Annotated in this window: 4 protein-coding genes; 3 read left to right on the top strand and 1 reads right to left on the bottom strand. The window is 59.1% G+C overall.

Annotation, left to right across the window (positions count from 1 at the left end; all coding sequences use genetic code 11):
* On the bottom strand, positions 1-820 hold an 820-nt coding region (locus G533_RS0119915), incomplete at its 3' end, for a ParB-like helix-turn-helix domain-containing protein (protein ID WP_027951392.1).
* A 281-nt stretch (positions 821-1,101) separates the two neighbouring features.
* Here G533_RS0119915 and G533_RS0119910 point away from each other — a divergent pair.
* The 3 genes from G533_RS0119910 to G533_RS23210 all read left to right on the top strand — a co-directional run.
* Positions 1,102-1,575 (top strand): antirestriction protein, encoded by a 474-nt coding sequence (locus G533_RS0119910; protein ID WP_051230755.1) that lies wholly within the window; start codon positions 1,102-1,104, stop codon positions 1,573-1,575.
* A gap of 110 nt (positions 1,576-1,685) precedes the next feature.
* Positions 1,686-2,432 carry a thermonuclease family protein gene (locus G533_RS23215; protein WP_205622677.1) on the top strand — a complete coding sequence of 249 codons (747 nt, stop codon included), beginning with the start codon at positions 1,686-1,688 and terminating at the stop codon, positions 2,430-2,432.
* Between the two features lie 262 nt (positions 2,433-2,694).
* Positions 2,695-2,880 (top strand): hypothetical protein (locus G533_RS23210; RefSeq protein WP_035529498.1); only part of this gene is annotated, 186 nt, incomplete at its 3' end.

Genomic DNA, 2,880 nt, shown 5'->3' with positions numbered 1-2,880 from the left:
TTAATTCCACCGGGACACCGAACATGTCCGCCATCGACGACGCAAAGGCTTGCTCTCCAGGGTGTAGCGGCAGGGATTCCTCGTCATTCTTTGGTGCTTTGGGATCCTTCGATGGCGAACCAGATTGAATCAGGGTATAGAGTTCAGCGATCGGCATCGGGTTGCGCAGGTAGCGTTTTGCGTAGCGTATCTGCTGTTTTTCATTGGGCAGCGAGGCAATGGCCTTGGCGGCGGTTTCGGGGAGCTGGCCGCGCCGGGTCAGGTTTATCAGGTGGGGACACAGCTTTTGCAGTAGTGCCAGGCGGTTGGCCAGTGTCGGCCTGCCAATGCGCAGGGCGGCCGCCATGTCGGTTATTGTGGGGATACTTTCCGCAAAGCGTTGCCGCGCCCTCACCACCGCCTCGGCATATTCAATGGCTGTCACCGGATAGCCGGCGATCTTTGCTTCCTCGTAGGCATGCTGAATGCCATAGAACACGGCATCCGCATCGCTTGCGTCAATGAGGCTGACCTTCGCCCACCGCGTATAGGCGCTTTCTTCGATATGGGCGTTGAGCGTCTCCCAGCCTGTCAGCACTTCTATATCTTTGCCCGACCCTGGGTCTGGCGCTTCCACAGCCCGTGCCAGGACGCGGCCCACGGGTTCTTTGCGGCTCAGTGCGGCTTCGTTCAGAGCGCGACGCTGCTCGTCGGTAAAAGGTATCTCCAGAGCAAAGTCCGCCTTGTAACGACGTCGGCGCTCGACGTCTTCCACATCCACAGACAATTGGCGCTGCAGTATCTGCCGAGCGGCCCGGTTGGTTTGACCCTGGTGTTTCATCGCGCTCCCCCAGCGTTCCTCAAGGAACACTATAGCAGGCTTTTCTCCCGTACCGCCACGACGGCCTTGGAAAGGACTGGCTGGGAGACCCCGGATCATCGCGCTGGTATGGCCCCGGTACACAACCTTCCATTGACAGCTAACCGCCATCATTCGATCTTAAAACCACTTGATCGCTGCCCCTGGCAGCATTGAGTGGCGGTCTATCCGCATTACCCGTTGGGGCCTTGCCCCACGGGAGTAGGCTTCAGCGGATCATTCAACGTGAAGGAGATTGATCCATGTCTATACAGCAGAGGATTGTTGTCTATGTCCCCACACCGGTTCGCATTGAGGAGATACGCGAGCGTCAGCCGATCACCCGCAGCATTGTGCGTGAGGATCAGCGTCTCGGCTTTTTCCCCAAGTATGCCGGTGAGTACTTCCTGCAGTTGGAAGCGATGATTTTCCAGACCATGGACCGGCTGTGCCCCGACTATAACGGTGGCATGTGGACCATGTGGGAGTTGTCCAATGGCGGTTGTTACCTGTCTCCGGCGCTGCCGGACGATCAGGTCCGGATGGTCTGTGAGGACAATTGCTTCGAAGGGAAACTGTCCACCGATGCCGCGGGTATTGTGGTCAGCCTGGTGGCGATCAACCACCTCGCCTGGTCCGTGTCGGATCCTGAGCACTTCAACAAGCTGTTCTACGCCCTGCGGGACTGGGCCATCGAGCACCGGGAAAGCGAGCACATCCTGCGCGCCATCGACTGAAGCCTCTACTGCCCCGGATCCCCGGGGCAGGTTTTTTCCCTGCCAGATCCTCCCGGTCATTTTCCGCACACCTGACCGCGCCTGGCCAGGGAGTGTTAAACTGCCGGCCCATGGCCCGCATCCTTCCCTTCACGCGCCCCCGCCGCTGGCGATTCTTGTCTTCCCGCACCCTGCTGGCGCTCTTCATTGTCGGTAGCGTGGCGCAGTACCTGGTACAGGGCAACGTGACCTGGGTCACTGCCAGTTTGCGCTGGGCTGACCAGATGGTCAGTCTACAGGTCGCCTCGGTCCGTCTACCAAATGGTACCGATAGCCTCGTGCAATCGGTCGAGGCCTCATTGGACCAGGCGCTTGCCAGCGCGCGCAACGGTCTTTCGGCACTCCAGGCCAATACCACCGCTATCGCGGACACCGCGCTCGATAAGCCCGTTCAATCCGCCTCGGATTACGACTTGTCGGGCAAAGTGGTCCGTATTGCCGATGGCGATACGCTGACCCTGCTGGATGCGACCAACACCCAGCACAAGATCCGGCTGCACGGGATCGATACGCCTGAGCGTCGCCAGCCTTACGGTAGTGCCGCCAGGGAAGCGCTGGAGGCGCTCGTGGCCGGCCAACACATCGGCGTGGTTGTTCAGGACACCGACCGGTATGGTCGCACTGTCGGTACCGTCTACCGCAACGGCCTGAACGTCAATCTCACGCTGGTCGAGAAAGGCTGGGCCTGGTGGTATGAACGCTACGCCCTCAATGATCGTGAATTGGCCCAGGCGCAGCGCAAGGCCCGAGCTGCACGACGCGGTCTGTGGCAGGACAGTCATCCTATCGCCCCCTGGGAATGGCGGAGCTTGCATTGATGCGGGTCTCACACGTTCCCCGCGCTACAGCCCCGTTTCATTGAATGTGTTGTTCTCCCTGTGAAGCAATCAGGCATAGCCTCGCCTTACGCTGTAAGAACCCTTCCATTGACAGATTTTCCGACTTCCACGAAGGTTAATGTCACTTAGTCGCTGCTCACAGCAGCATTAAGTAGCGGACTTTCCGCATCTCCCGTTGGGGTATCGTACCCCCCACGGGACGAGGCTCTGGCGGATCTTTAACCAGCAAGGAGATGGATCCATGGCAACTCATATGAACGTGTATGTCGTCGAGGAGTTTGAGGCGGGCGGTGAGCAGCGCAAGAACTACACCCAGGTGGGGAAACTGTTTCGCCACAACAAGGGTGAGGGCTTTAACCTGCTTATCCAGCCTGGAATAGCGGTTAGCGGTGAGCTGGTCGTCTTTCCCCCCAAACCCAAAGACGAT

Source organism: Haliea salexigens DSM 19537 (assembly GCF_000423125.1).
In the GTDB taxonomy this organism is placed as follows: Bacteria; Pseudomonadota; Gammaproteobacteria; order Pseudomonadales; family Halieaceae; genus Haliea; species Haliea salexigens.
Note: the sequence above shows the minus strand (reverse complement) of the source record. Positions and strands in the feature narration are given on the sequence as shown.

Coding starts and splice junctions, on each gene's coding strand:
- G533_RS23215 (WP_205622677.1), top strand. CDS start 1,686: ATGGCCCGCATCCTTCCCTTCACGCGCCCCCGCCGCTGGCGATTCTTG.
- G533_RS0119910 (WP_051230755.1), top strand. CDS start 1,102: ATGTCTATACAGCAGAGGATTGTTGTCTATGTCCCCACACCGGTTCGC.